Origin of the sequence: Phytobacter sp. SCO41, assembly GCF_003073275.1 — a bacterium.
In the GTDB taxonomy this organism is placed as follows: Bacteria; Pseudomonadota; Gammaproteobacteria; order Enterobacterales; family Enterobacteriaceae; genus Phytobacter; species Phytobacter diazotrophicus.
In genome coordinates, this window is record NZ_CP027225.1 from 4,412,225 (window position 1) to 4,437,027 (window position 24,803).

Below are 24,803 nucleotides of genomic sequence, written 5' to 3' on the forward strand. Positions count from 1 at the left end.
GGTAGGTGTTAGTTCCCCTGCCACACAGAGGCAGAGATTGCCGGTAAGGACAGCACCCCATCCTGCAATGTGCCCTTGCCCTCTTTACCGTGCCAGACTTTGACATCCAGTAGCGGCGATTCCGGCAGGACAACTTCGCAGGGCTCGCCACGGTTAATCGCCACCAGCACCCTTTCTTGCTGATACAAACGCAAAAAGATCACCACGTTCCCTTCGGCGTAGATAACCTGACAGCCGCCGTAACAGAGCGCCTGGCTACGTTTGCGCAGACGGGCCAGCCGCTGATAGAGCGCCAGCAGTTCCGTGTCCTGTTTCGCTTTGTCCCACGGGAAGGGTTTGCGGCAGAAGGGATCGTTGGCACCGTCCAGCCCAACCTCATCACCATAGTAAATGCAGGGCACGCCGGGCCAGGTAAACAGCCAAACCACCGCCAGCGGCAACCGGGCCACATCTTTCCCCAACACCGTTTTAAAACGCGGTGTGTCGTGGCTATCCAGTTGGTTGAACATGCGTAACTGTTGCTGATGCGAAAGCCCGGCGCGGTAGTTATCCATCCACACCATGCAGGTGTGCGCATCAATACGCTGGGGATCCATCGAAATATCGGTATTCGCCAGAAACGCCCATACCGGAAAGGTAAAACCGCGGTAGTTCATGGCGGCGTCTTCCACGTCCGCCTGTAGCCACTGGCGCGCATCGCCGAAATGCTCGCCGACGATATAGGCCTCAGGCAGTGTCTCTTTGGCGGCTTTGGTTATTCCGGCGACATGTTGCAGGTTATTGCGCGCACCGCCCCCCTCACCCAGCATGTGCACCACATCCAGCCGCCAGCCATCCATATTCCAGGGCGCTTTCAGCCAGTGACGTACCACGCTGTCTTCGCCCTGGTACATCTCGTCCACCAGAGTTTGCGCCTGGTAGTCCAGCTTTGGCAGGCTGGAATAGCCCAGCCAGTCACGCGCGCGGCCATCCTCATCAAAACTGTACCATTCACGCCATTCGGAAGCGGGGTTATGACAGGCACCAGTGGTGCCGCGGTTGTGTCGGTCAAACCAGGCATGTGAATCACCGCTGTGATTAAAGACCCCGTCCAGTACCAGACGGATCCCCAGACGATGGGTACTCCGACGCAGGCGAAGCAGTGCCTGATCGCCGCCGAAACGTGCGTCCACGTGACGGTAATCTTCCGTATCGTATTTATGCACGCTAGGGGCGACAAAGACCGGGTTCAGATAGAGCGCAGTTACCCCCAGTTCATGCAGATAAGGCAGCTTTTCACTGATACCGTCCAGCGTGCCGCCATAAAAGGTCGAGCCGCCGGCCTCGCCGCTCAACGGCTCATCCCAGTCGCGCAGCACGATCTCCTGGCCTGCGGCATGGTGATAGTAAACGTTGTTCTGTTGATCTTGATGTTGTTCACCACGGGCAAAACGATCGGGGAAGATCTGATAGAACACCTGTTCTGCTACCCACTGCGGCCCACAGTCAGGGGAATCGACGGCGAATTGCTCCAGCCGTGCAGGGGGAAACAGGCTGAACCCCTGCGGGGTAAACCAGAGCTGGCGGTCGTCCCAGAGTAGCTTAAAGCTGTAACGACGCCGCGGCTGGCCACTTTGCAGTGAGATGGCTGCACGCCAGGCCGTCACGCCAGGTTTTGGCGTCAGGCGGACCCGCCGCATCGGTATCGAGGTCTCTTCATTATCTATCTCGGCACGTAACGTGACGCGAGACGGAGGCTTACTTCCGGTTAGCCAGAGTGTCATCACCAGTTGGTCTTTGTTCTGTTTTACAAACGGCGCGACAGGCAGATGCCAGGCTTGCAACATCGACTTTCCCCTATGTCAAAAATGACCTCACTCTTGCACAAATCTCGTCTCGACAGCTCATCTTTTCTGCGTTTTTATGGGGTTGAGAACCAGGGCGCAGAAAACTCGCTGCGCATATTTTTCGCAAAGCCAAATGTGATCCGCCGGGTTTTACGCCGGGTACCGTCGATGATGATGGCGCTCTCGCTGGCTTTTGTTACCAGCCTGCTGTGCGGCCTTTCGCATTATGGCAATGGTCCGGGGTGTATTTCGGGCATCAAGCTTCTGACCGCATGCAAAAGCGCTTTACCTTATCTGAAAAATTGAGAGGGATGTAAGCGGACGTAGTGCATTCCGTTTACCATCATCAGCGAATCAGGGTGATTTTGCTGTTTGTTTTTTAATATTTGATAAAGGATGATCAATGAAGTTAACTATTTTCACGTTTACCTTGCTGGCGGCTCTAAGCGGTTCCGTCTTCGCTGAGGATAATATTCAATTCGTTTCGCAAATTGACAACATAAAAATGACCAGCGGCGCATTAGACAGAAAAGGTGGTCTTATAAGTGCTGCAAGAATTTATCTCAGTAGCGATTCGCCCTGTCATAAAGATACGATCTATGTGACTGCCGATTCATTAAAACTGTCGCAGGATGATTATAAAAAACGACTTAACGAAATCTGGCAGAAAGCGGACAATGAGTACTATTTCCGTTTTACCGCATCATCTTGTGATAGCGAAGGCTCACAGATGGCCAGTAATATTGAAGTCTGTAATAAAGATATATGTGACAGCAAATTCGTGGTTGACGACACGATACTGTGGGTTGGCGGCGATCTCTCACAGTTCTATCTCGTCAATCGCAATCAAGCCGTTGATGATGCTAATTTCTTTATCCGGCTTCCCTTGACCGAAGGTAAAAATACCTGGAAAGTCACTGGCTGGTATCTTGGTGATAATCTTGATACCTCTGGCGAAGGTAAAACAAAAGCCTTTGAAGGCTATACGGATACACCTGATTTCAGCTCACAAAAATTTATCGGCCCCTTTACCGCCTGGCATCGTTCAGGCCAAAAATCGGCACAATTTACCTATGACGATAACGGCTATCGACAGGGGGAAATGAATTCCAGGCATGAAAACGGCAAGCCCTCTCAGAAATTTACCTATAAAAACGGCGCGCCGGATGGCAAATTCCTCGAATGGAATGAGAACGGCACACTAGCAAGTGAAAGTACTTTTAAAGATGGGCATCATACTGACGGCCCATGCAAACATTATGGCAGCAAGGGAGAGCTGCTGCGGGAACACAGCTACCGCAACGGCGAATATGATGGAAAATACATTGATTACTTTGCTGACGGTAAAATAAAGCTCGAAAACTTCTATAAAGAGGGAAAACTAGTCGGCGATAGCAAAGAGTTCTACGCCAATGGTCAGCTTCGGATCCTGAGACAATATGACCAACAGGGCAACAAAGAGGGTCTCCAGGAAGTTTATCGTGAAAACGGTACCCTAATATCCAAAGAAATCTACAAACAGGATAAGCATATCTCTGCTGAGAGGTGGTATCAAAACGGCCAAAAAGCATCCCTCAAACAGTACGATGAGAATGGCAAAAAAAATGGTAAGCACCAGAAATGGACTGAAAACGGCCAACTTATCAGCGAGGAAGAATATAACCATGGCAAGCTCTCACTGGATAAAAAGTGGACAGAAAGTGGCGCCCCGGTAAGCGAAGTTATTTATAAAAAAGGAAGCAACCAGAGCGTCAAAAAGCACTGGAGTATAAAAACCGGCAAACTTATCTCCCAGGCGCACTACGACGACTATCAACAATCAGGTCCCTCTAAAAAATGGGACGAAACCACCGGTAAACTGATCCTCGAAACAAGCTATAAAGAGGGCTTCGAGCATGGTCTGCGTAAAGAATATGATCCACAGACCGGTGAGTTGATACTGGAAAAATGGAGTGAAGGTTTATCTGACGTTAATAAATTTGTTAACAACCAACCGTCCATTAAGAAATATAAAAGTGGCAAGCTGATCGCTGCTGGCTGCAATATAACAACGCTTCTTGAAGATCCCGATGGTGTGAAGGCGCGGGCTAAAAAAGGTGACATCAAAGCACAGGTTCAGCTTGGTCAGTATTATGACGGCTGTTCTGAATTTAAACAGGCTGAAACCTGGATGCTAAAGGCCGCGAAGCAGAAAAACGGCGAGGCGCTGGACTGGCTCGCTCAGCTCTACCTGAAGGGCCAAAAGGATGTCATTGCACAAGATATCCCGAAATATCTGCAGTACAACGAGCAGGCGGCAGAAGCAGGCATTGCTCAGGCGCAGTATCGGGCGGGGATAGATTTTCTGCCGCCTGAGGTTTGCCAAAAAGTCATGTCCAGTTGCGATGCCAAATACCGCTATCCAACCGCTGACATGAAAAAAGCGCTGTACTGGCTAAATAAAGCGGCAGAACAGCAAGAAGATAGCGGCGCGTTAGAAATACTTGCGTCGCTATACGGCTATGGTTTTGGCGTTTCGCAGGACGGTAACAAAGCGTTGGCCTATTACGGCGAGCTCGAGAAAAAATACCCTGAAGCAGAGTATATTCAGAAACAAATAACAAAGCTTAAAGCCTATTTAGCCGCATCCGGGCAATAGGCAGTACGTTATGACGCCCGGGTAATGCTTACCCGGGCGTCTTTTTATTTATTGAGAACGGGTTTTGCCTTAAACATCCAGCCAATCAGTAGCAGAACAATCCACGCGAAACCCACATACAGCGAAATGCGCGTGTCCGGATGCCAGCCAATCAGGGCGATAATAAAGACCAGAAAAACCAGGCCAGCCACGGTGGTGGCAACGCCGCCCGGCACTTTGAATTTCAGGGCATTCACTTCCTGCGGCGACAAACGACGACGGAAGGCAATTTGCGACAGCAGGATCATGATCCATACCCACACGGTGGCGAATGTCGCCAGAGAGGCAATCACCAGGAAGACGTTTTCCGGCATGATGTAATTGAGGTAAACCGCAAACAGCAGCGCGATGGTCATCACCATTACCGTGACCCACGGAATGCCGCGACGGGACGTTTTGGCAAACACTTTGGGCGCACTGCCCTGCTCCGCCATACCGTGCAGCATACGCCCCACGCCAAACACATCGGAGTTAATCGCCGACAATGAAGCTGTCAGTACGACGAAGTTAAGAATGCTGGCCGCGAAAGTGATCCCCATATGCTGGAAGGTCAGCACGAAGGGGCTGCCGTCGGTCCCCACCTGGTTCCACGGGTAGATAGACATGATGACAAACAGCGTGCCCACGTAGAACACCAGAATACGCATCGGTACGGAGTTAATCGCACGCGGAATAGATTTCTCAGGGTCTTTCGCTTCCCCGGCGGTGATGCCGATGATTTCAATACCGCCGTAGGCGAACATCACCATTTGCAGCGACATCACCATCCCCAACCAGCCGTTACTAAAGAAACCGCCGTTGGTCCACAGGTTACTGATACCGGTAGGCTGGCCGCCGTTGCCAATCCCCCAGATGATGATGCCAAAACCAGCGACAATCATAATGATGATGGTAGCGACTTTGAAGAAAGAGAACCAAAACTCCAGCTCACCAAAGACTTTCACGCTCATCAGGTTGATGGCGCAGATGATCAGCACCACGCTGAGCACCCAGATCCAGTGCGGTACGGCGGGAAACCAGACCCCCATATAAATGCCAAAGGCGGTCACATCGGCAATCGCCACAATCAGGATTTCGAAACAATAGGTCCAGCCGGTGATATAACCGGCCAATGGCCCGAGGTTTTCCTGCGCGTATCGGGAAAATGAACTGGCGGACGGGTTGTGTACTGACATCTCGCCCAGCGCGCGCATGATGATATACGCCGCCACACCACCGATGATATAGGCCAGCAATACGCTTGGCCCGGCCATTTTGATGGCATCGGCTGAACCGTAAAACAGCCCGGTGCCAATCGCCGACCCCAGGGCCATAAAGCGAATGTGCCGGGTACTAAGACCTCGCTTTAGTTTGTTCGTACTTTCCATGGTTTCCTGTTCCAGGATCTAAAAAAAACAAAAAACCACGGGACTTTACGTCCCGTGGTTAGTAAACCTTATTGCGCAATTAATGGGCGCTGGATGTCACCTGACGCCCGGCGGCACGATCCCAGCACACAGCCAGAGCCACCATCACCACTGTTGGCATCAACCAGGCCAGCCCCTGCTCTGCCAGCGGCAGACGCTGAGTCCAGGCCGGAAGCATATCGCTAAATGCAGATGCTTTGATACCGTCCAGTACGCCAAACGCCAGACTGATGAACATCGCCGGTGCAATTACGCGGGTCGAATTATGCCACCAGGAGCGCGTAAAGCTTAACACCACAAGTGCGATACACGGCGGATAAATCATTGTCAGCACCGGAATAGAGATTTGAATCAGATGACTCAGCCCCAGATTCGACACCGCCATGGAGAAGATCCCCAGGATAAACACCAGCGCACGATAAGAGAGCGGCAGATATTGCGAGAAGAACTCCGCGCAGGCGCAGGTCAGCCCCACCGCCGTAACCAGGCAGGCGATAAAAATCAGCGCAGCCAACAGGAGGCTGCCAGCGCCACCAAAGGTATGGGCAACATATGCATGCAAAATCGCAGCACCATTGGCAGACTGATCCACCAGCGTCGAGCTATCAGAACCCAGACGGAACAGCGCCAGATAGAGCAGCGTCAGACCGACACCGGCCATCAGGCCAGCCCAGACGGTATAGCGGGTCAGCAAGCGGGCTTCTGTTACGCCACGTGAACGTGCCGCATTAACGATAACGATGCCGAACACCATCGCGCCCAGCGTATCCATGGTGAGATAGCCATTCACAAAACCGTTCGAGAACGCCGCATGCTGGTAGGCATCCATCGCATGGCTAATCGGACCGGCTGGCCAGATGATAGCGGCAACAGAGAGAACGATCAGCGCGATAATTTTCAGCGGCGCGAGAAAATTCCCGACGGTATCCAGCAATTTGCCCGGATAGAGCGACACCAGAATGACCAGCGCAAAGTAGATAATGCTGTAAATCAGCAGCGGCAGTGAGCCTTCACCGGTCAGCGGCGCAATCCCCACCTCAAACGATACCGTCGCGGTACGCGGCGTGGCAAACAGCGGCCCCACGGCAAGATAGCAGACGGTGGCCAGCAGTACGCCGGCTACTTTACCAATCGGCGTGCTGAGGCTATCCACCCCTCCGCCCACTTTCGCCAGCGCGACGACCGTCAGCACCGGCAGGCCCACAGCGGTAATCAGAAAGCCAATTGAGGCAGTCCAGACATGCTCGCCCGCCTGCAAACCAACCATCGGAGGGAAGATGATATTTCCGGCGCCGACGAACAACGCGAAAGTCATAAAGCCCAGAGCAACAATGTCTCGTGGTTTTAAATGATGGGTCATAAACGTTTACTGCCTGTGGATGTGATGTTGTAAGTGTTGAAATTTTCGCCTTATTTCAGCGGAACATTACGGCGGAAATAACCTTTAAACGTAGCGGGAAACACTTCCCGCGCTGCGTGACGGAGAATAGTTTTTCGATTTACCACGCAAATACAGTCGGTCTGACGACATACGGGGCGCAATTTAAACGCTTATAACGTTTAAAGGCAATAAGGGATCGCAAAACCAGATGGTTATACCAACTCTACAATAAATGCCAGATGAAGATACTGTATATAAGAAAAACGGATGGCTAATCATGCGAACAAAAAATAGTCAGAGACATAATCTGTTTGAAGATTCGGGAAAAACGAAGTGTGAAAAGCGGGTCTATGACAGAAGTGGAAAGAAAAACTGACACCTCAGGTGTCAGCTTGCGTTCTTCACGACGAGACGTGCGGGCAATGTAAAACTGAAACGGGTGCCTTTACCCGGCGTACTGTCGATTTCGAGCTTACTTTCGTGATGGTTAAGCGCGTGTTTTACGATAGCCAGCCCCAAACCGCTACCACCGGTTTGCCGGGAGCGGGCTTTATCAACGCGGTAAAAGCGCTCTGTCAGGCGAGGAATATGTTCAGGCCCAATCCCCGGCCCATTATCTTCAACGATAAACTGTGCTCCAGAGATCGCACGCTGCCAGCGCACGGTAATGTGTGTTCCCGCTGGCGTATGGTTCACGGCGTTATAGACCAGATTGGAAATCGCGCTGCGTAGCTGATCCTCATTCCCCAGCACTTTCAGGTCGTTGTCGACCACGAATTCAAGCTCATGCTTCTTTTGGCTTAACGTCTGCGCCTCGCGCTCCACAACACGCAGCATCATCGGCACATCAATAGTTTCATTCGGCGGTAACGTCGGCGCCGCTTCTATTTTGGATAATGTCAATAACTGTTTAACCAGACCTTCCATTCGCGATGTCTGCTCACGCATGGTGTGCAGCGCCTTGTCACGCGGCGGCCCTTCCAGCGTCTGCTCCTGCATCATTTCCAGATAGCCCTGCAATACCGTCAGCGGTGTGCGTAGCTCATGGCTGACGTTGGCAAAAAAGTTACGCCGGGCCCCTTCAAGCTGATGCATTTGCGTGACGTCACGCGCCACCATCAATAACTGCTGCTCGCTGTAGGGCATCACGCGGATCTCCAGATGGCGACCATTGTTCAGCACCAGATTCAGCGGGCGGGTGAAATCTTTCGTTTTAAGATAGCGGGTAAATTCCGGATAACGCAGCAGGTTGAGAATGTTTTGTCCGTTATCGTCCGGCCAGCGTAGATTCAGCAATTGCTGTGCCAGGCCATTACACCAAAACATTGTCCCCTCTTCGGTGATCATCACTAACGCATCAGGTAGCGACTCCGCGCCACTACGAAAACGTTTGATCAGATTACCCAGCTCACGACGGCGTTTTTTATTACGCATCTGCATCTGGTGCAGACCATAAAGCAGGGGTTCCCAGCTTCCCGTGCCCGGCGGCGGCGTCATACTTTTATCGACCCACAACCACCAGGAAAGACGCATTAAATTCCAGAAATGCCAGGCCAGTAACCCGGTGACTGCCACCAGTAAAAACCAGGGCAGATAACCAAAGAAAGCGCCGAGCAGTGCAGCGGGTAGACAACAAAGGATGAGTTCGAGTACCAGCCTTTTCCATGACAGCCGTTCCAGCACGCGTCACACTCCTTTCAGATTTTAGAAACGGGTCGAGAAACGATAACCCGTGCCGCGAACGGTTTGAACCATACGATCGTGGCCGCTGTGTTCCAGCGCTTTACGCAACCGGCGAATATGAACATCCACCGTGCGGTCTTCAACATACACATTCGTTCCCCAGACATGGTTCAGCAGTTGTTCGCGGCTATACACACGCTCAGGATGCGTCATAAAGAAATGCAGTAGCTTAAACTCCGTCGGCCCCATGTCCAGAGGATTTTCACCGGTCATTACACGGTGAGAGCTCGGATCAAGGCTCAGGCCCTGCATTTCAATGACTTCTTCTACCGCCATCGGCGAGATACGACGCATGACAGCCTTAATACGTGCCACCAGTTCCTTGGGCGAAAACGGCTTAGTAATGTAATCGTCCGCGCCCGTCTCAAGTCCGCGCACGCGGTCTTCTTCTTCACCACGGGCGGTCAACATCATAACCGGGATATCACGGGTCATCGCTTCACGCTTGAGATGTTTAATGAACTGAATACCTGAGCCACCTGGCAGCATCCAGTCGAGCAAAATCAGATCGGGCCAGGGTTCATTAAGTTGGTTCACCGCGCTGTCATAGTCTTCCGCTTCGACAGGTTGAAAGCCGTTTTGTTCGAGCACGAAACACACCATCTCACGGATTGGCGCTTCGTCTTCTACGACCAGAATGCGTCTTGCCATAATTTGCCCTGTTTAAATTAAGTCATCAGCTAAGTGCGGCGCCATTATGCGTCACTTTTGTGACAGATTTATGAAACAAATGACCAACAGGTGACCCAAGCCTTTGTTTTATGACAGTGGGAAATTCTTTCACTGGCGGCTCGTGTGCCCCTGAATGTTATAATCGCGTTTACGCTTTTTTGCCACGGAACCGCTATGCGCATCCTTCATACTTCGGACTGGCACCTGGGTCAGAACTTCTACAGTAAAAGCCGCGCCGCCGAACACGACGCTTTCCTCACCTGGCTGCTGGCCACCGCTGAGGAGCACCTGGTCGACGCCATTATTGTCGCGGGCGACATCTTTGATACCGGCTCCCCGCCCAGCTATGCGCGCGAGCTGTACAACCGTTTTGTGGTGAAATTACAGCAGACGGGTTGTCATCTGGTTGTGCTGGCAGGTAATCATGATTCAGTAGCCACCCTTAATGAATCGAAAGATATTCTTGCGTGGCTGAAGACAACCGTTGTTGCCAGCGCAGGCAGCGCGCCTTTTTATTTACCGTTGCGTGACGGCTCGCCCGGCGCGGTTTTCTGCCCGGTGCCTTTTTTGCGTCCACGCGACATCATGACCAGCCAGGCGGGACTTTCCGGGCAAGAAAAACAGCTACATTTGCTGCAAGCCATCACCGATTACTACCAGCAACAGTATCAGGCCGCCTGCGAATTACGCGGCGACAGCGTGCTGCCGATAATCGCCAGCGGGCATCTGACCACCGTCGGTGCCAGTAAGAGTGACGCCGTACGTGACATCTATATCGGTACGCTGGATGCCTTCCCCGCGCAAAACTTTCCGCCTGCGGATTACATCGCGCTTGGGCATATTCACCGCCCGCAAAAGCCAGGTGGGCAAGAGCATATCCGCTACTGCGGCTCGCCTATCGCTCTGAGCTTTGATGAAACCGGTAACAGCAAATATGTCAATCTGGTGACATTTTCAGCAGGAAAACTGGCGGATGTGACAGCGCTGGAAGTCCCTGTTACACAGCAACTGGCGGTTATCAAGGGTGATATTGAGTCGATTCGTCAGCAACTTGAGCAGTGGCGTGGCAGCCCAACCGACGCTCCCGTGTGGCTGGATATCGAGATCGCGACCGAGGATTATCTGAGCAACATGCAGCGAAAAATTCAGGCACTCACCGCCGATCTGCCGGTCGAGGTGTTATTGGTTCGCCGCAGCCGCGAACAGCGGGAGCGCATCCTCGCAGGTGAGCGCCGCGAAACCTTAAGCGAGTTAAAAGTGGAAGAGGTTTTCGCGCGTCGCCTGGCGCAGGAGGAGCTCGATGACATTCAGATTGCCCGCCTGCAGTCGCTCTTTTCCGAAACGCTCCACTCGCTCAATCAGGAGCATGACGCATGAAAATCCTCAGCCTACGCCTGAAAAACCTTAACTCATTAAAAGGCGAATGGAAGATTGATTTCACCGCCGAGCCGTTTGCCAGTAACGGCCTGTTTGCCATCACCGGGCCAACCGGCGCCGGGAAAACGACCCTGCTGGATGCCATCTGCCTGGCGCTCTATCACGAGACACCGCGTCTGAATACCGTTTCACAGTCGCAGAATGATCTGATGACCCGTGACACCGCCGACTGCCTGGCAGAGGTCGAATTTGAAGTTAAAGAGGTCGCTTATCGCGCATTCTGGAGCCAGAGCCGTGCGCGTAATCAGCCGGACGGTAATTTACAGGTTCCGCGTGTAGAGCTGGCCCGCTGTGCTGACGGCAAGATCCTCGCCGACAAAGTAAAAGACAAACTGGAGCTAACTGCCGCCTTAACCGGGCTCGATTATGGCCGTTTCACCCGCTCCATGTTGCTCTCCCAGGGGCAATTCGCCGCGTTTCTCAACGCCAAACCGAAAGAGCGCGCAGAACTGCTCGAAGAACTGACCGGCACCGAAATCTACGGGCAGATTTCTGCCGACGTGTTTGAAAAACATAAAGTCGCCAAAATCGAGCTGGAGAAACTGCAGGCGCAGGCCGAAGGCGTGGTTCTGCTTACCGATGAGCAGCGGGAATCCCTGAATGCAAGTGTGCAGGCACTCACTGACGAAGAACAGCGTCTGTTAGACGGGCAGCGGAGTGTGCAGGCACAACTGAACTGGCTTATTCGCAGCGGTGAATTGCAAGCCGCCTGCGACCAGGCACACAAAACCCGGCAGCAGACACAACAGGCACGCACTGCCGCCGAGCCTCAGTTGGCGCGGCTTGCGCGGGTTCAACCGGCCCTGCTGCTGCGGCCCGTCTGGGAACGGTTACTGGAGCAGCGAAAAGCACAGGACAGCAGTCGTCGCCAGAATGAAGAAGTAAATACTCGCTTACAGGCGAGCCTCGCGCTGCGGGCCCAGATCCGCGCCTGCGCCGAACGCCAGCATCAGGAGTTGATGGCGTCGCAAAAAACGCTGTCGCTCTGGCTTGAAGACAACAAACGCTTCCAGCGCTGGCAGACCGAGTTAACCGGCTGGCGGGCGATGCTAAGCCAGCAGGAAGATGACAAAAAGCCGTGGCATGCCCTGCAGGAACGCATTCAGCAAAACGAGTACAAATTACGTAATCTGATGACCGTCTCGCTGGAGATGACCACCGATGAGGTTAACGCAGCGATGACGCTCTGTGCGCAGAACCGCCCGCTGCGTCAACGCCTGACCGCCCTGCATGCACGTTTTGCCCCGCTACAAAAACATCTCGTCCAGCGGCAGCAAAGCCTGACCGAATTGAAAGCTGAGCAGGAAAAACTGACGGCCGAGCTGGCGCGTAAGCGTGAGCTTTATAAAGAAAAAAACCAATTGCTGACGGATGTTCGCACCCTTTGCGAGCTGGAAGACCGCATCCACAGCCTGGAAAGCGAACGCGCCCGTCTGCAACCGGGTCATCCCTGCCCGCTTTGTGGTTCGACATCGCACCCTGCGATTGCTGAATATCAGGCCATCGTCCCCGGCGTGAATCATGCCCGCCGCGATGCGCTGGATCTCGAAGTCCGTCAGGTAAAAGAGGATGGCGTGGCACTCAGCGAGCGTCTGAAGGGGATAAGTGAGCGCATTGAAAAAGACGACCGCGAAGCGAAATCACTTCGCGAGCAGGAGCAAACGCTTACCAACGAGTGGCAGGAATTGTGCCTGATGTTGAATGTCACCCTGCGGCCGCAGCAAGACATCTCCAGTTGGTTAAGCGCGCAGGATGCCTACGAACATCAGCTCTATCAGTTGAGCCAGCGTTTGACATTACAAAGCCAGATCAACGAGTTGCGCCTGCAGGTTCAGCAATACCAGCAGGCGGCAGAGGCGCGCCGGGCCAGTCTGGCCGCGATGCTGGAGCCACTGGGGCTGACACTGCCGCCAGAAGGTGAAGAGGCACAATGGCTGGCAGCACGTACCTCGGAAGCGGAACTCTGGCAGGAAAAACAGAGCGCATTTAGCGCATTGCACGAGCAGATTGCACAACTAACACCGCTTCTCGACACGCTGCCGGAAGAGGCAGTACCGGACGCGATAAAAACCGTTGCCCTGGACAACTGGCGGCAGGTACATAACGATTGCGTGTCGCTGCACAGTCAGTGGCAAACGCTGCAACAGCAACTGCGACATGAGACGGAGCGCCTGGCTGAACTGGAGAAACAGTTTGCCGATGCGCTGGCAAACAGTGAGTTTGCCGATCGGGAAGACTTTCTTGCTGCGCTGTTGAGCGATGACGAGCGCGCGCGCCTGGAGCAGCTTCGTCAGCGTCTCGACCGTGACGAACAACAGGCACAGGTACTGGTCGCCAACGCTGAACAGGCTCTCGCGGCGCATAGCGCGCAGCCTCCTGCCGCCCTGACTGACGATACGGACGCCGAAAAATCCCGTGAAGCGCTGGAGTTGCTGGCCCGCCAGTTGCGTGAAAACACTACCCGCCAGGGGGAGTGCCGACAGCAACTTAAACAGGATGCAGACAATCGCCAGCGCCAGCAGGCGCTGATGCTGGATATTGAACGCGCGGCGCTGCGCTGTGACGACTGGGGGCATCTCAACGCGCTGATTGGCTCAAAAGAAGGGGATAAATTCCGTAAATTCGCCCAGGGGTTAACTCTCGATAACCTGGTGTGGCTGGCCAACAATCAATTGAACCGCCTGCACGGGCGCTATCTGCTTAAACGCAAGGTCAGCGAAGCGCTGGAGCTGGAGGTCGTCGATACCTGGCAGGCCGATGCGATACGCGATACCCGCACCCTTTCCGGCGGCGAAAGTTTTCTTGTGAGCCTGGCGCTGGCGCTGGCGCTGTCGGACCTGGTGAGCCATAAAACCCGCATCGACTCACTCTTCCTCGATGAAGGTTTCGGTACGCTCGACAGCGAAACACTGGATACTGCCCTGGATGCGCTAGACGCACTGAACGCCAGTGGAAAAACCATAGGCGTTATCAGTCACGTTGAGGCGATGAAGGAGCGTATTCCGGTGCAGATTAAAGTCAGGAAAATTAACGGGCTGGGTTACAGCAAGCTGGATAGCGCATTTTCGGTGCCACACACGTAACCAGTGAATACCCGGATGCGGTGCAAGGGCCTTTTCCGGGCTAGCGAACGTTTCGTTTTTGAGAGTAACCAGACCACAATTTAGTCGCCCCGGCTGGCACAGCGCCGCCGGGGAGTCGTTAATTTACGCCTGTGGCCACAGCCATGCCGCACCACGCACACCACTGGAATCACCGTGCAGCGCTTTACGGATCGGGGTTTCACACTCACCGCCGAAAACCCAGTTTTTCACCAGATTTGGCACGGTTTTATACAACCGTTCGACATTGCTCATCCCGCCGCCAAGCACAATGACATCCGGGTCGAGAATATTCACCACGTGGGCCAGCGACTTCGCCAGACGCAGCTCATAACGGCTTAACGCCAGCTCGGCAAGCGGATCCTGCGCGTCCACCAGGCGGATGATTTCATTGCCTTTAAGCGTGTGTCCGCTTAAGCGCTGATAATCGGTACCAAAGCCCGTGCCGGAGATAAAGGTTTCGATGCACCCTTGCTTGCCGCAATAGCACGGCACCTCTTCCCGATAACGCAATTCATCTGCATCCATCCACGGCAGCGGATTATGCCCCCACTCGCCCGCCGTCCCGTTGCCGCCGATATGCGAGCGGCCATTAAACGCCAGACCCGCTCCGCAGCCTGTACCGATAATCACCGCAAACACGGTCTGCGCACCGGCCGCTGCGCCATCCACCGCCTCAGAAACGGCCAGGCAGTTAGCGTCATTCGCCAGACGAACTTCCCGGTTTAAACGTTGGCTTAAATCTTTATCGAACGGCTTACCGTTGAGCCAGGTTGAGTTGGCATTTTTTACCACGCCCGTATAGGGAGAAATAGAGCCGGGGATCCCCATACCGACGGTGCCCGTTTGCCCGGTTTCTTTCTCAGTCAACGCCACCAGAGAGACCAGCAGATCAAGGGTTTGATGGTAATCACGCGGAGTCGGCTGACGATGGCGAAACAGCTCGTCGCCGCTATCGCTGAGCGCAATGATTTCCGTCTTTGTGCCGCCTAAATCGATACCAATACGCACATAATGCTCCTCATAGTTGGACAACGCATTCACATGCAAGCGCGGCGACAATTGGTTATCATGCCCGCTGCAATTAACGACTAGACCGTGGAAAATATCATGCTGTGGTTCAAAAATTTAATGGTATACCGTCTCAGCCGCGATGTAGCGCTGCGGGCGGAAGAGATGGAAAAACAGCTTGCCCCACTATCGTTTACCCCGTGCGGTAGTCAGGATATGGCGAAAACCGGCTGGGTTCCACCGATGGGTTCACACAGTGATGCGCTGACCCACACTGCGAACGGTCAGATTATTATCTGCGCGCGCAAAGAAGAGAAAATCCTGCCTGCGCCGGTGATCAAACAGGCGCTGGAAGCCAAAATTTCCCGTCTTGAGGCCGACCAGGGCCGCAAGCTGAAAAAAACCGAAAAAGATTCTCTGAAAGACGAAGTGCTGCACTCATTGCTGCCGCGCGCCTTCAGTCGTTTTAGCCAGACCATGATGTGGATTGATACCGTTAATGGTCTCATTATGGTGGACTGCGCCAGCGCGAAAAAAGCGGAAGACACGCTGGCGCTGCTGCGTAAAAGCCTGGGTTCTCTGCCGGTTGTCCCGCTGACGCTGGAAACCCCTATTGAACTGACACTGACGGAATGGGTACGTTCCGGTACGGTGGCACAAGGCTTCCAGCTTCTCGACGAGGCCGAACTGAAAGCTATTCTGGAAGATGGCGGCGTGATTCGCTGTAAAAAACAGGAACTGGTCAGCGATGAGATCGCCGTGCATATCGAAGCGGGTAAAGTGGTAACCAAACTGGCGCTCGACTGGCAGCAACGCGTTCAGTTTGTGGTGTGCGATGATGGCTCGATTAAACGCCTGAAATTTGGTGACGAGCTACGCGACCAGAACGAGGATATCGACCGCGATGATGTCGCCCAGCGCTTTGATGCCGATTTTATTCTGATGACCGGTGAACTGGCGACGCTGATCCACAGCCTGGTAGAAGGGCTCGGCGGCGAAGCTCAGCGCTAAGACAAAAAATCAGACGCTAAAAAGCAGAACGCCCGGTTAAGCCGGGCGTTTTTTTACAGATAACGGCAGAGGTAAGAGGTCGGCTCGGCTACCTGCAGATGAAATTCACTTTGGCCGGCAACATTGAACACTTCACCCGCAGAGTAAGTCTTCCACTCGGTTTCACCAGGCAGCAGAACATGAAGCGCACCGCTAATGACCGTCATCTCTTCCGGCTGCGCGGTACCAAAGGTGTATTCACCTTCCACCATCACGCCCACACTGGCGCGGCCAGTACTGCTGCTGGTAAAACCAATGGATTTCACTTTACCGGAAAAGTATTCGTTACTTTGAAGCATGAACTGGCCCTTATAAAGAAAATGTCTGGAAAAACACTATAGAGGCCAGACTTCGCTTCTGTCACGCGAAATTGCAGGGTAACACGGCTTATACCAGCAGTTCCGAGGCGAGCCGCGCCACCAGAACATTAGAAAGTAATACTGGTACATCCAATGATTTTTGAAGTAAATCTCTGTGCCATTGATGAAAACCGAGGCAATCAAGCATTAATACGTCCGCACCCTGCTCAATAAGCTCTTTTCCCGCCGAAACCAGTTGATACTCAGTCGCCTCGTACGGGTGTGCCAGCGTGTAAAATGGCGTCTTTTCCAGCACGCTCCATTTTCGCTGCTGCGGTTCCATCAGTTCAGGAATCGGCACAATCACCCCTACCTGATGGCCATCAACAATCGAGGCAACAAGGGGCGGAATAATACGCTGTGGTTCGATCAAAATGGCATTACGCGCATTCAGCCCACGGATATCTGCTGTACTCATCAGCAAAATAACGTCGTAGCCCTGGTTGTCCATCACTTCGATAACGCTTTGCAGATCACGCTCCACTTTCTCTCGCGAGACCATCACAATACTGCCATCGCACAGGCGCGTAGGCAGCGGCGTTTCGCCCGGATCAACTTTGTAATCTGTCAGGACGTCCTGGGGATCCATTTTACCCAGCAGGCTGAAATGGGTTATCTGCTGTTCAGAAATATGCTCGGTCAGCAACGGTAATATCGTTTGAACAGGCACCACCCCCACGGTGAGGATCGCCATCGTTGAACTCATCTTGTTCATCCACCTTGCAACACTGCTTTTTCGTTAATGCTTTGACGCAGCCTAAATGCACAGGCAACTTCCAGGTTCTTAAAGATTCCCAAATACGCCAGTAATGTCTGATTATTGACGGTCCTCATCCATCTTGCCAGAGTGAAAAATGTGATGAGGCCCCGCTTATTTCATGTTTCAGAACTTTTTCAAGGCAATCAGTTTTTATCTGGATCCTCATACCGCTTTTTAGCATCCAGGGCTTCTTGCTCAGTGGGGTGCTCACTGATTAAAGAGTCAGGTTTAGGATGGTCGGCACGTAATTCGTACCAGGTGACGGTCTGCCCGGCTGTGCCTTTTTCGACAGCAACAACACGGGCTTCACGAGGATAAGGTGGTTTACCAGGCATGACGTTACCTCAGTTACGGGGTCAGGCCTTAAGTATAGACAATCGTTTCGCTAACTGGCGCGCGCCAGACGCAGAGCCGTCTGAATTTCAGCGATCACCAAATCAAGATCTTGCGCGGCATTCACAACATGATGTGCAGCTTCACGGTAGAGGGCATCACGGACCGCAAGAATTTCGCCCACCTCTTCGCGAACAGGCTTACCGGTCAGGGTCGGACGCTGGCTCTCTTTCGGGTACGCTTCCAGACGATCAACCAGTACCGGGACAGGTGCAGAGAGATAAATCACCACGCCCTGCTCGCGCATAAATTTGCGATTGTACTCGCTCAGAATGATACCGCCGCCAGTGGCAACAACACGCGCAGGCGCGGTAACAGCTTCCAGAGCTTCGGTTTCACGCGCACGAAAACCATGCCAGCCTTCTTTGCTTACGAGCTGGGCAACGGTCATCTGCGCCTGCTCCTGCAACCAGTGGTCTGTATCGACAAACTGACAAAGGTGTAACTGTGATAACGCATGACCAACGGTAGTCTTACCGCAACCACGTGCGCCAACTAAAAAAATGGGTAACGTCATGAACGGGTGTTCCCTCTGATATCGCAAGGTGAAAAAAAGAAAATAAGATAATGGTAAATCACCCTGCCGGGCGTTGAGTAATCGTAAACAAATCGTTACGCTTCAAAAACAACTTGCATCTTTCCTCATTAGAACCCAGAGACGACGCCACATTTGAGTGTAAAGATTTTAATGCAACCTATGTAGCGATAACCTTACTTTAAAAGATTGTCTGTTGACAAGCCCACAGGCTCGTTTAGCGTAACATATTCTCATAACCGTTGATGATACTACTCGTCAGCCTTGCGGCGCTGGCGCTCGAGCAGCCATTTATCCAGTTGGGCGGCAAATTGCTGGCGGTCACGCTGGGACAGGCTATCCGGACCACCGGTCTGAATCCCGCTGGCGCGCAGCGTATCCATAAAATCTCGCATCGTCAGACGTTCGCGAATCGTCGCTTCGGTGTAGCGCTCACCGCGCGGGTTAACGGCTGCCGCGCCTTTCGCTAAAACTTCCGCCGCCAATGGGATGTCTGCCGTGATCACCAGGTCGCCCGCCTCACACAGACGCACAATTTCGTTATCGGCGACATCAAACCCCGCGGCAACGCGCACGGAACGGATAAAGCGCGAGGGGGGCACACGGATATTTTGGTTCGCCACCAGCGTCACTGGCGTTTGTGTGCGCTCGGCTGCACGAAACAGAATCTCTTTAATCACATTCGGACAGGCGTCCGCATCAACCCAAATCGCCATCATCGCTCCTCACTCTCATTTCGGGCATTGTCGCGTTAAATGCCCCGCTTCGCAAAGCATGACGTTAGCTTTCGCCCTGTAAGCCTTTCCACGTTAAGCTATACCTCACAACACGTAACAGCAGAGAGACAGACGTAATGGAGAAAAAAATCGGTTTTATCGGCTGCGGCAACATGGGCAAAGCCATTCTCGGCGGTCTGATCGCCAGCGGCCAGGTACAACCTGGACAGGTCTGGGTCTATACCCCATCGCCAGAAAAAGTCGCCGCACTGCATGACCAGTACGGCATTAACGCCGCACAGAGCGCGCAGGAAGTCGCCCAGATAGCCGACATTGTCTTTGGCGCCGTAAAACCGAATATTATGGTCAAGGTGCTTAGCGACGTCGCATCCAGCCTGAATAAAGAGTCTCTGGTCGTGTCGATTGCCGCAGGCGTCACCCTCGATCAACTGGCGCGGGCGTTGGGCCACGATCGAAAAATCGTCCGCACCATGCCTAACACACCGTCGCTGGTAAATGCCGGTATGACCTCCATCACGCCGAACGCCCTGGTGACACCGGAAGATATCGCCGACGTACTTAACATCTTCCGCTGCTTTGGTGCTGCTGAGGTTATTGCCGAACCGATGATTCACCCGGTGGTAGGCGTCAGTGGTTCCGCCCCGGCGTATGTGTTTATGTTTATCGAAGCCATGGCCGATGCCGCCGTGCTGGGCGGAATGCCACGCGCGCAGGCTTACAAGTTTGCCGCGCAGGCGGTGATGGGATCGGCGAAAATGGTGCTGGAAACCGGCAAACATCCGGGCGAGCTGAAAGACATGGTCTGCTCCCCTGGCGGTACGACCATCGAAGCGGTCAAGGTACTGGAAGAGAAAGGCTTCCGCGCGGCCGTTATCGACGCCATTCAGGCCTGTATGTCGAAATCCGAACAGATGAGTAAATAAGACCGTGACTGCGCCGCCGGGCCACCTACGGCGCAGTCATGTGCTAGGCCAGCATCTCACTGGCCTGACGCAGAGGCATCGGCTGCTGCATTTTCACCAACAGTTCTGCCGTTGCGGTATTTTCACCGCAGCTCAATACCGCTTTCAGCATCCCCTCTTCGCCATAAAGCACCGCAAAACGCTTATCCTCAAACGAACCAAGCATTTTCACACTGTCCCATTCCCGCGCATAACCCAGATATTCAAAGCGCGTACCGAAATGGGTGGTCCAGAAAAACGGTACCCGATCAAACGCATGGTGCTCACCTAGAATATTTTTAGCCGCCAGTCGTCCCTGCTGCTGCGCCACGCGCCAGTGTTCAATTCGCCGTCTGCCTTCCGGCGCCGGATAACTGGCGATATCGCCCACCGCCCACACTCCCGGCGCGGCGCATAAGGTTTCATCCACCGTCAGGCTACCGTCTTCTTCATGGTGAAGATCATGAGCCAGATCGGTAAACGGACGAACCCCGGTGGCAAACACCACCACATGTGCAGGCAGCGTCAGGCCATTTTTCAGGCGTACCCCCTGCACATGCCCGTTGCCCTCCAGTGCCGCCGGTTCACCGGTCACAAATTTCACGCCATTCTGCTTATGCATATTGAGAAAGTGTTGGCCCACCTCTTCACCAAACTGCGGAACAAAAGGCAATTCGTGGCGCGACACCACCGTCACGTCAATATCCTGGTTGCGTAAGGCTGCCGCCAGCTCCATGGCAATAAAACTGTTGCCGATGATCACTAATTGATGTTCCTGCTCCACATCGTTGAGCAACTGTTGTGCCTGATGGAGATCTCGCAGAACATGAACGCCTTGCAGGTGGTTACCTTCAATATCAGGACACAGCGGCTGCCCACCGGTCGCCAACAACAGTTTGTCAAAATGGAGCCTTTGCCCGCTGGCCAGGGTAAGAAAGCGCTCGCGGCTGTTGAGGTCGGTCACCTCTTCTCGCAGGCTTTCAACGCCCGGCTGCTGGTAAAACGCATCATCAAGCACATGCGGCACTTCACTGATTTTCATTTTGCCTGCGGGGACAAATTTGCTCAGTGCCGTACGGTCATAGGGAGCATCGTTCTCTTTATCGATAAGCACTAAACGCCCGGAGTAACCCGAGTCGCGCAGCGTTATGGCGGCGGAACTCCCCGCGGCCCCGGTACCCAAAATAACCGTGGTCTGTTCCTGTTCACCGCGGATCAGCGGCCTGCTGGCAGGGGACATCGGACGTGGATTAACCAGAACGCGGTTTTGTTCCAGCAGTACCGGATATTGTTTAAGGCTGGTCAGCGCTAGCGGCTCAAGCCACTGTCCATTCTTAATGTCGAATTCAGCTTTGTGCCACGGACAAACCAGCCGCCCTTCGCAGACAGCCCCTTTCTCAAGGGGAGCTCCCGCATGGGGGCATTTGCTCTGGAATGCGCGCACCTGCGTTAAGGTGCGAATGAGGATCATGGCGGTACCCGCCACTTCGACTTTTACCGGCTTGCTCTCCGGTAGTGAATTGATATCTAAGACGTATTGGTAGCTCATAACATTGCTCTCGTGTCAGTGTTGGAGATACGGACGTAACGCCAGACAGCGCACACCACGAGGAAATAAAAAGCACTCAATCTGTAATGATGACCTGTTAAGCCTGGCAGAGAATAGGCCTATAGCAACCAGGCGAGGAGTCAGGCAGCCACTTCGGTGCGATTGCGCCCGGCTTTTTTCGCTTTGTATAACGCCAGGTCGGCAGATTTTAGCCACTCCCGGTAGTGGGTCATTTCATCGGTCAGAGGGGCAACACCGACGCTGATTTGCAGCGCCAGTTGCGGAGCAGAAGGCAGGCGGAAGGCGGTAAGGCGGTCATGAACACGCTCCATGGCTGCAATCGCGTTTTCAGGCGGCGTGCCGCACATGATGACGGCGAATTCATCACCACCGAAACGCCCAATCAGATCGCTACCGCGCAAAGTGAGTTGCAGGTGACGGGTGATGGCAATGATCGCCTCATCCCCCACGTCATGTCCCCAGGTATCGTTAATGGTTTTGAAATGATCGACATCGATCAGCAACAGCGTCGCGATCCGTTGATGACGGCGACAATCGTCAAATTCATCACGCAACAGACTCTCCCAATGGCGACGATTGTAAACGCCAGTCATACCGTCACGGATACTCATCACCTGCAGGCGGCGTTTATGCTCCTCAAGCCTCGCGGCGTTACGGAAAGTCATCCAGGAAAAGAGGAGTGGATACAGCAGAAGTACCGGCACCGTCAGGCAGATAATCAGTGACGGGCTGTCGGGGGTAATGGCAATACCCGTAAGCTGGAGGGTAACCAGGCAGGCAACCACCATCAAAATAACCCCGGCAAGGCACCGTCGCGGCCCGCCTGCCCCCATCGTGGTGATAAAAACCACCATTGCCATGGCGATAGAGGGGAGCAGGTTCACACCGATGAGCCCCATCCACATTCCGGCCAGCAGGGCATCTGCCTTCAAATTATGGGTTTCACTGGCGTAGGGATCGCTTGAGCGGGCCGCCAGTTGCCAGGCGAGATGCGGCCAGACGAAAGTCCATAAAACCAATAAAATCCACCAGCCTCCCGCAACCGGCTGTAATACCAGTACCCCAGCGAGCGGCATAAACAGGCAGGCCAGCCCTACCGCCCGTGGCAGCCGTTCCCGCTGCGCGAACTGGAGCCCCATTGAATGGGGATCGTCATCGTGCAGAGCGCTACGTCTCTCCTTGCCACTCTCTGTTGTATAAAAGTTATTATCATTCATCATTATTGGGAACATTCTGAAACATTTTCCCAAATTATAGAGAGGGGTCATGCGGGGAAAGTATGAAATTTCGGGTGAGTCGCGTGGCGAGCTCACCCGTTTGGATTAGCCTGTTTTTTTCAGGCAGGCGCTCATAAATTTGCTGCGATCTTCGCCTTTAAGCGACTGCTGCGTCGCCTGTGCGTTGCATTCGCGCATTTTTTGCTGTTGGGGACTCAGACTTTTTTGTCCGGGCTCGGTTTTGGTGTTTTTCAGGCAATCGCTCATATACCGCTTGCGGGCATCACCGGAAAGAGTCTGCGCCGTAGCCTGCTGATTGCAGAGGGTCATACGTTGTTGTTGAGGGGTAAGAGTCTTCTCAGCGGCACTCAGTGCAGTAACAAACACCAGGCCGAACAGGAGCGTAACAAGTAATGTTATTTTCATAGCACCATCCTTCTGTAAGCCTTGCCCCTTAAGGATGGTCTGTCATGGAGAAAAAACCACCCGGCAGGAGAGATTTCCCACCGGGCAGCAACTTATTTCAGCCCAAGCGCGTTTTTCATGGTGAAGAACAGGTCGGTCTGATCGGTCAGGCCCACAACGTTAGCCGCATGTGGACCATAGGCTGCCAGACGAACCTGTGTACCGGTATGCTCCATCGACTCTTCCTCAGAGTTACCATAGGTTATCGCCATCACCGCACCGTCTTTGGTGTTCAGCAACTGGCTCAAGCCAGGCGCTTTGGTGTCAGGGGGGATAATCTGGCTGGCGTGAGCATGATCAGCGGTAACGATGACCAGCGTATTGCCATCTTTTTTGGCGAAGGCCAGCGCTTTTTGCACGGCTTCGTCGAGGTCGACAGTTTCACCAATCTGGCCGCACGGGTTGGCAGCATGATCTTGTTTATCGATCGATGCGCCTTCCACCTGCAGGAAGAAACCTTTCTCGTTTTTGCTCAGCAGGTCGATCGCTTTTTCGGTCATCTGCGCCAGCGTCGGTACGCTATCGGTACGTTTAGCATTTGGCGTACAGGTCACCGCAGGTTTATCGAGATTACCGTGCAATGTGGCTTTCGGGCCTTCCCAACGAACCGGCATGTTGCCATCGGAGAACAGCCCCAGTAGCGGTTTATCCTGATTCGCTTCGGTGATAGCCGCCAGCGTCGAGGCGTCCCCCACTAACTGGTAGCCACGCGCCTGTGCCTGCTCACGCAACGTTTTGCCTTTCCACTCACCGGCGGTTGCCGTTTCACTGAAGGTCTTCGCACCGCCGCCGAGGGTGACATCGGCACGCGTATTCAACAACTGCTCGGTGATGGAGCCTTTGCCGCCTTTTTCCAGCGCATTGCTGGCACATTTTTCACTGGTAACGCTCGGGCCGTAGCATTTACGCGACGTCACGTGGGAAACAAGCGCGGCAGGCGTAGCGTCCTGCAATTCAGCGGTAGAGACGTTACCGGTAGCAAGACCCGCGGCCTTTGCCATCTCCAGGATCGTCATATGATCTTTTTCGTGGATATCGACACCCAATGCGCCGTTATAAGTTTTCACGCCGGTAGACCATGCCGTTGCGGATGCCGCAGAGTCGGTCACGTAATCGGGTTTGCCCGTTTTCTTATCCAGCGCGTAATGCGTGTACTGACCCGTCAGTGGTAACGCATCGATACCTTTAAAATAACCGCCCGCCCCTTCGGCATAATTTCGCGCAGCGGTAATTTCTGAATCGCCCATGCCATCACCGATCAGCAGAATAATATTTTTAGCCGGTTTGTCATTGAGCGAGGAACGTATTGCGTCAGTTTGATCGGCAGTTAAACGGCGGGCGCCGCCTTGCGTCGTAATATCGCCCTGTGCGGCACGATTCTCAAGCACAGTGGTGGCGGAAGTGGTATCCGCATAAATAGCAGGGGTAAATAGCATAGGGAATAAGGCGACGAATAATGCGCTCTGTTTCACTTTATTTTCTCCGTGTATAAATACTTAAAAAGAAATAAAACAGAGCGACT

Annotated in this window: 21 protein-coding genes; 6 read left to right on the forward strand and 15 right to left on the reverse strand. The window is 53.6% G+C overall.

Going from position 1 to position 24,803, the window contains the following annotated elements; genetic code table 11:
- Positions 1-8: 8 nt before the first annotated feature.
- Complete coding sequence (gene malZ, locus C5523_RS21555; protein ID WP_041852539.1) at positions 9-1,826, reverse strand: maltodextrin glucosidase; 1,818 nt, start codon at positions 1,824-1,826, stop codon at positions 9-11.
- Positions 1,827-1,838: 12 nt separating this feature from the next.
- Between malZ and C5523_RS21560 the strand changes: the two genes are divergently transcribed.
- Positions 1,839-2,132: a hypothetical protein gene (locus C5523_RS21560; protein ID WP_041852540.1), complete on the forward strand. Its 294-nt coding sequence runs from the start codon at positions 1,839-1,841 to the stop codon at positions 2,130-2,132.
- A 97-nt stretch (positions 2,133-2,229) separates the two neighbouring features.
- Positions 2,230-4,464 (forward strand): hypothetical protein, encoded by a 2,235-nt coding sequence (locus C5523_RS21565; RefSeq protein ID WP_108701936.1) that lies wholly within the window; start codon positions 2,230-2,232, stop codon positions 4,462-4,464.
- Between the two features lie 44 nt (positions 4,465-4,508).
- Here C5523_RS21565 and proY read toward each other — a convergent pair whose 3' ends face one another.
- From proY to phoB, 4 genes are all read right to left on the reverse strand, one after another.
- Complete coding sequence (proY, locus tag C5523_RS21570; RefSeq protein WP_041852542.1) at positions 4,509-5,870, reverse strand: proline-specific permease ProY; 1,362 nt, start codon at positions 5,868-5,870, stop codon at positions 4,509-4,511.
- Positions 5,871-5,949: 79 nt separating this feature from the next.
- A complete protein-coding gene (gene brnQ / locus C5523_RS21575) occupies positions 5,950-7,269 on the reverse strand; it encodes a branched-chain amino acid transporter carrier protein BrnQ (RefSeq protein ID WP_041852543.1) in 1,320 nt (439 codons plus the stop codon).
- Between the two features lie 408 nt (positions 7,270-7,677).
- Complete coding sequence (phoR, locus tag C5523_RS21580; protein ID WP_041852544.1) at positions 7,678-8,973, reverse strand: phosphate regulon sensor histidine kinase PhoR; 1,296 nt, start codon at positions 8,971-8,973, stop codon at positions 7,678-7,680.
- A gap of 21 nt (positions 8,974-8,994) precedes the next feature.
- The gene (gene phoB / locus C5523_RS21585) at positions 8,995-9,684 is read right to left on the reverse strand and encodes a phosphate response regulator transcription factor PhoB (protein ID WP_041852545.1); all 690 of its coding nucleotides are present in this window, start codon (positions 9,682-9,684) and stop codon (positions 8,995-8,997) included.
- A 195-nt stretch (positions 9,685-9,879) separates the two neighbouring features.
- On the opposite strand from phoB, the gene sbcD reads away from it, so the two are divergent.
- Positions 9,880-11,082 carry an exonuclease subunit SbcD gene (sbcD, locus tag C5523_RS21590; RefSeq protein ID WP_108701937.1) on the forward strand — a complete coding sequence of 401 codons (1,203 nt, stop codon included), beginning with the start codon at positions 9,880-9,882 and terminating at the stop codon, positions 11,080-11,082.
- Positions 11,079-14,225 carry an exonuclease subunit SbcC gene (gene sbcC, locus C5523_RS21595; RefSeq protein WP_108701938.1) on the forward strand — a complete coding sequence of 1,049 codons (3,147 nt, stop codon included), beginning with the start codon at positions 11,079-11,081 and terminating at the stop codon, positions 14,223-14,225. The genes sbcD and sbcC overlap by 4 nt, the downstream gene beginning before the upstream one ends.
- A gap of 123 nt (positions 14,226-14,348) precedes the next feature.
- On the opposite strand, the gene mak is transcribed toward sbcC, so the two are convergent.
- A complete protein-coding gene (gene mak, locus C5523_RS21600; protein WP_071195852.1) occupies positions 14,349-15,254 on the reverse strand; it encodes a fructokinase in 906 nt (301 codons plus the stop codon).
- A gap of 99 nt (positions 15,255-15,353) precedes the next feature.
- Between mak and rdgC the strand changes: the two genes are divergently transcribed.
- Positions 15,354-16,265, forward strand: coding sequence for a recombination-associated protein RdgC (gene rdgC / locus C5523_RS21605; protein ID WP_079497577.1), 912 nt, complete (start codon positions 15,354-15,356; stop codon positions 16,263-16,265).
- 53 nt (positions 16,266-16,318) lie between these two features.
- On the opposite strand, the gene ppnP is transcribed toward rdgC, so the two are convergent.
- The 5 genes from ppnP to C5523_RS21630 all read right to left on the reverse strand — a co-directional run bounded on the left by ppnP (position 16,319) and on the right by C5523_RS21630 (position 19,067).
- On the reverse strand, positions 16,319-16,603 hold the full coding sequence (gene ppnP, locus C5523_RS21610; protein ID WP_041852550.1) for a pyrimidine/purine nucleoside phosphorylase: 285 nt from the start codon (positions 16,601-16,603) through the stop codon (positions 16,319-16,321).
- Between the two features lie 88 nt (positions 16,604-16,691).
- Positions 16,692-17,369 (reverse strand): AroM family protein, encoded by a 678-nt coding sequence (locus C5523_RS21615; protein ID WP_108701939.1) that lies wholly within the window; start codon positions 17,367-17,369, stop codon positions 16,692-16,694.
- Positions 17,370-17,566: 197 nt separating this feature from the next.
- Positions 17,567-17,758 carry a protein YaiA gene (gene yaiA, locus C5523_RS21620; protein WP_041852552.1) on the reverse strand — a complete coding sequence of 64 codons (192 nt, stop codon included), beginning with the start codon at positions 17,756-17,758 and terminating at the stop codon, positions 17,567-17,569.
- 50 nt (positions 17,759-17,808) lie between these two features.
- The gene (gene aroL, locus C5523_RS21625; protein ID WP_041852553.1) at positions 17,809-18,333 is read right to left on the reverse strand and encodes a shikimate kinase AroL; all 525 of its coding nucleotides are present in this window, start codon (positions 18,331-18,333) and stop codon (positions 17,809-17,811) included.
- A gap of 269 nt (positions 18,334-18,602) precedes the next feature.
- Positions 18,603-19,067 (reverse strand): YaiI/YqxD family protein, encoded by a 465-nt coding sequence (locus C5523_RS21630; RefSeq protein ID WP_041852554.1) that lies wholly within the window; start codon positions 19,065-19,067, stop codon positions 18,603-18,605.
- Positions 19,068-19,204: 137 nt separating this feature from the next.
- On the opposite strand from C5523_RS21630, the gene proC reads away from it, so the two are divergent.
- A complete protein-coding gene (proC, locus tag C5523_RS21635) occupies positions 19,205-20,011 on the forward strand; it encodes a pyrroline-5-carboxylate reductase (protein WP_108701940.1) in 807 nt (268 codons plus the stop codon).
- 43 nt (positions 20,012-20,054) lie between these two features.
- Here the strand turns inward: proC and C5523_RS21640 are convergent, their stop codons facing one another.
- The 4 genes from C5523_RS21640 to phoA form a co-directional block, all read right to left on the reverse strand.
- Entirely contained in the window at positions 20,055-21,578 is a 1,524-nt protein-coding gene (locus C5523_RS21640; protein WP_108701941.1) for an FAD-dependent oxidoreductase, read from the reverse strand.
- A gap of 140 nt (positions 21,579-21,718) precedes the next feature.
- Positions 21,719-22,831, reverse strand: a complete 1,113-nt coding sequence (gene adrA / locus C5523_RS21645; RefSeq protein WP_108701942.1) for a diguanylate cyclase AdrA — start codon at positions 22,829-22,831, stop codon at positions 21,719-21,721.
- Between the two features lie 90 nt (positions 22,832-22,921).
- Complete coding sequence (gene psiF, locus C5523_RS21650; RefSeq protein ID WP_041852558.1) at positions 22,922-23,242, reverse strand: phosphate starvation-inducible protein PsiF; 321 nt, start codon at positions 23,240-23,242, stop codon at positions 22,922-22,924.
- Between the two features lie 92 nt (positions 23,243-23,334).
- Complete coding sequence (phoA, locus tag C5523_RS21655) at positions 23,335-24,753, reverse strand: alkaline phosphatase (RefSeq protein WP_108701943.1); 1,419 nt, start codon at positions 24,751-24,753, stop codon at positions 23,335-23,337.
- Positions 24,754-24,803 lie beyond the last annotated feature (50 nt).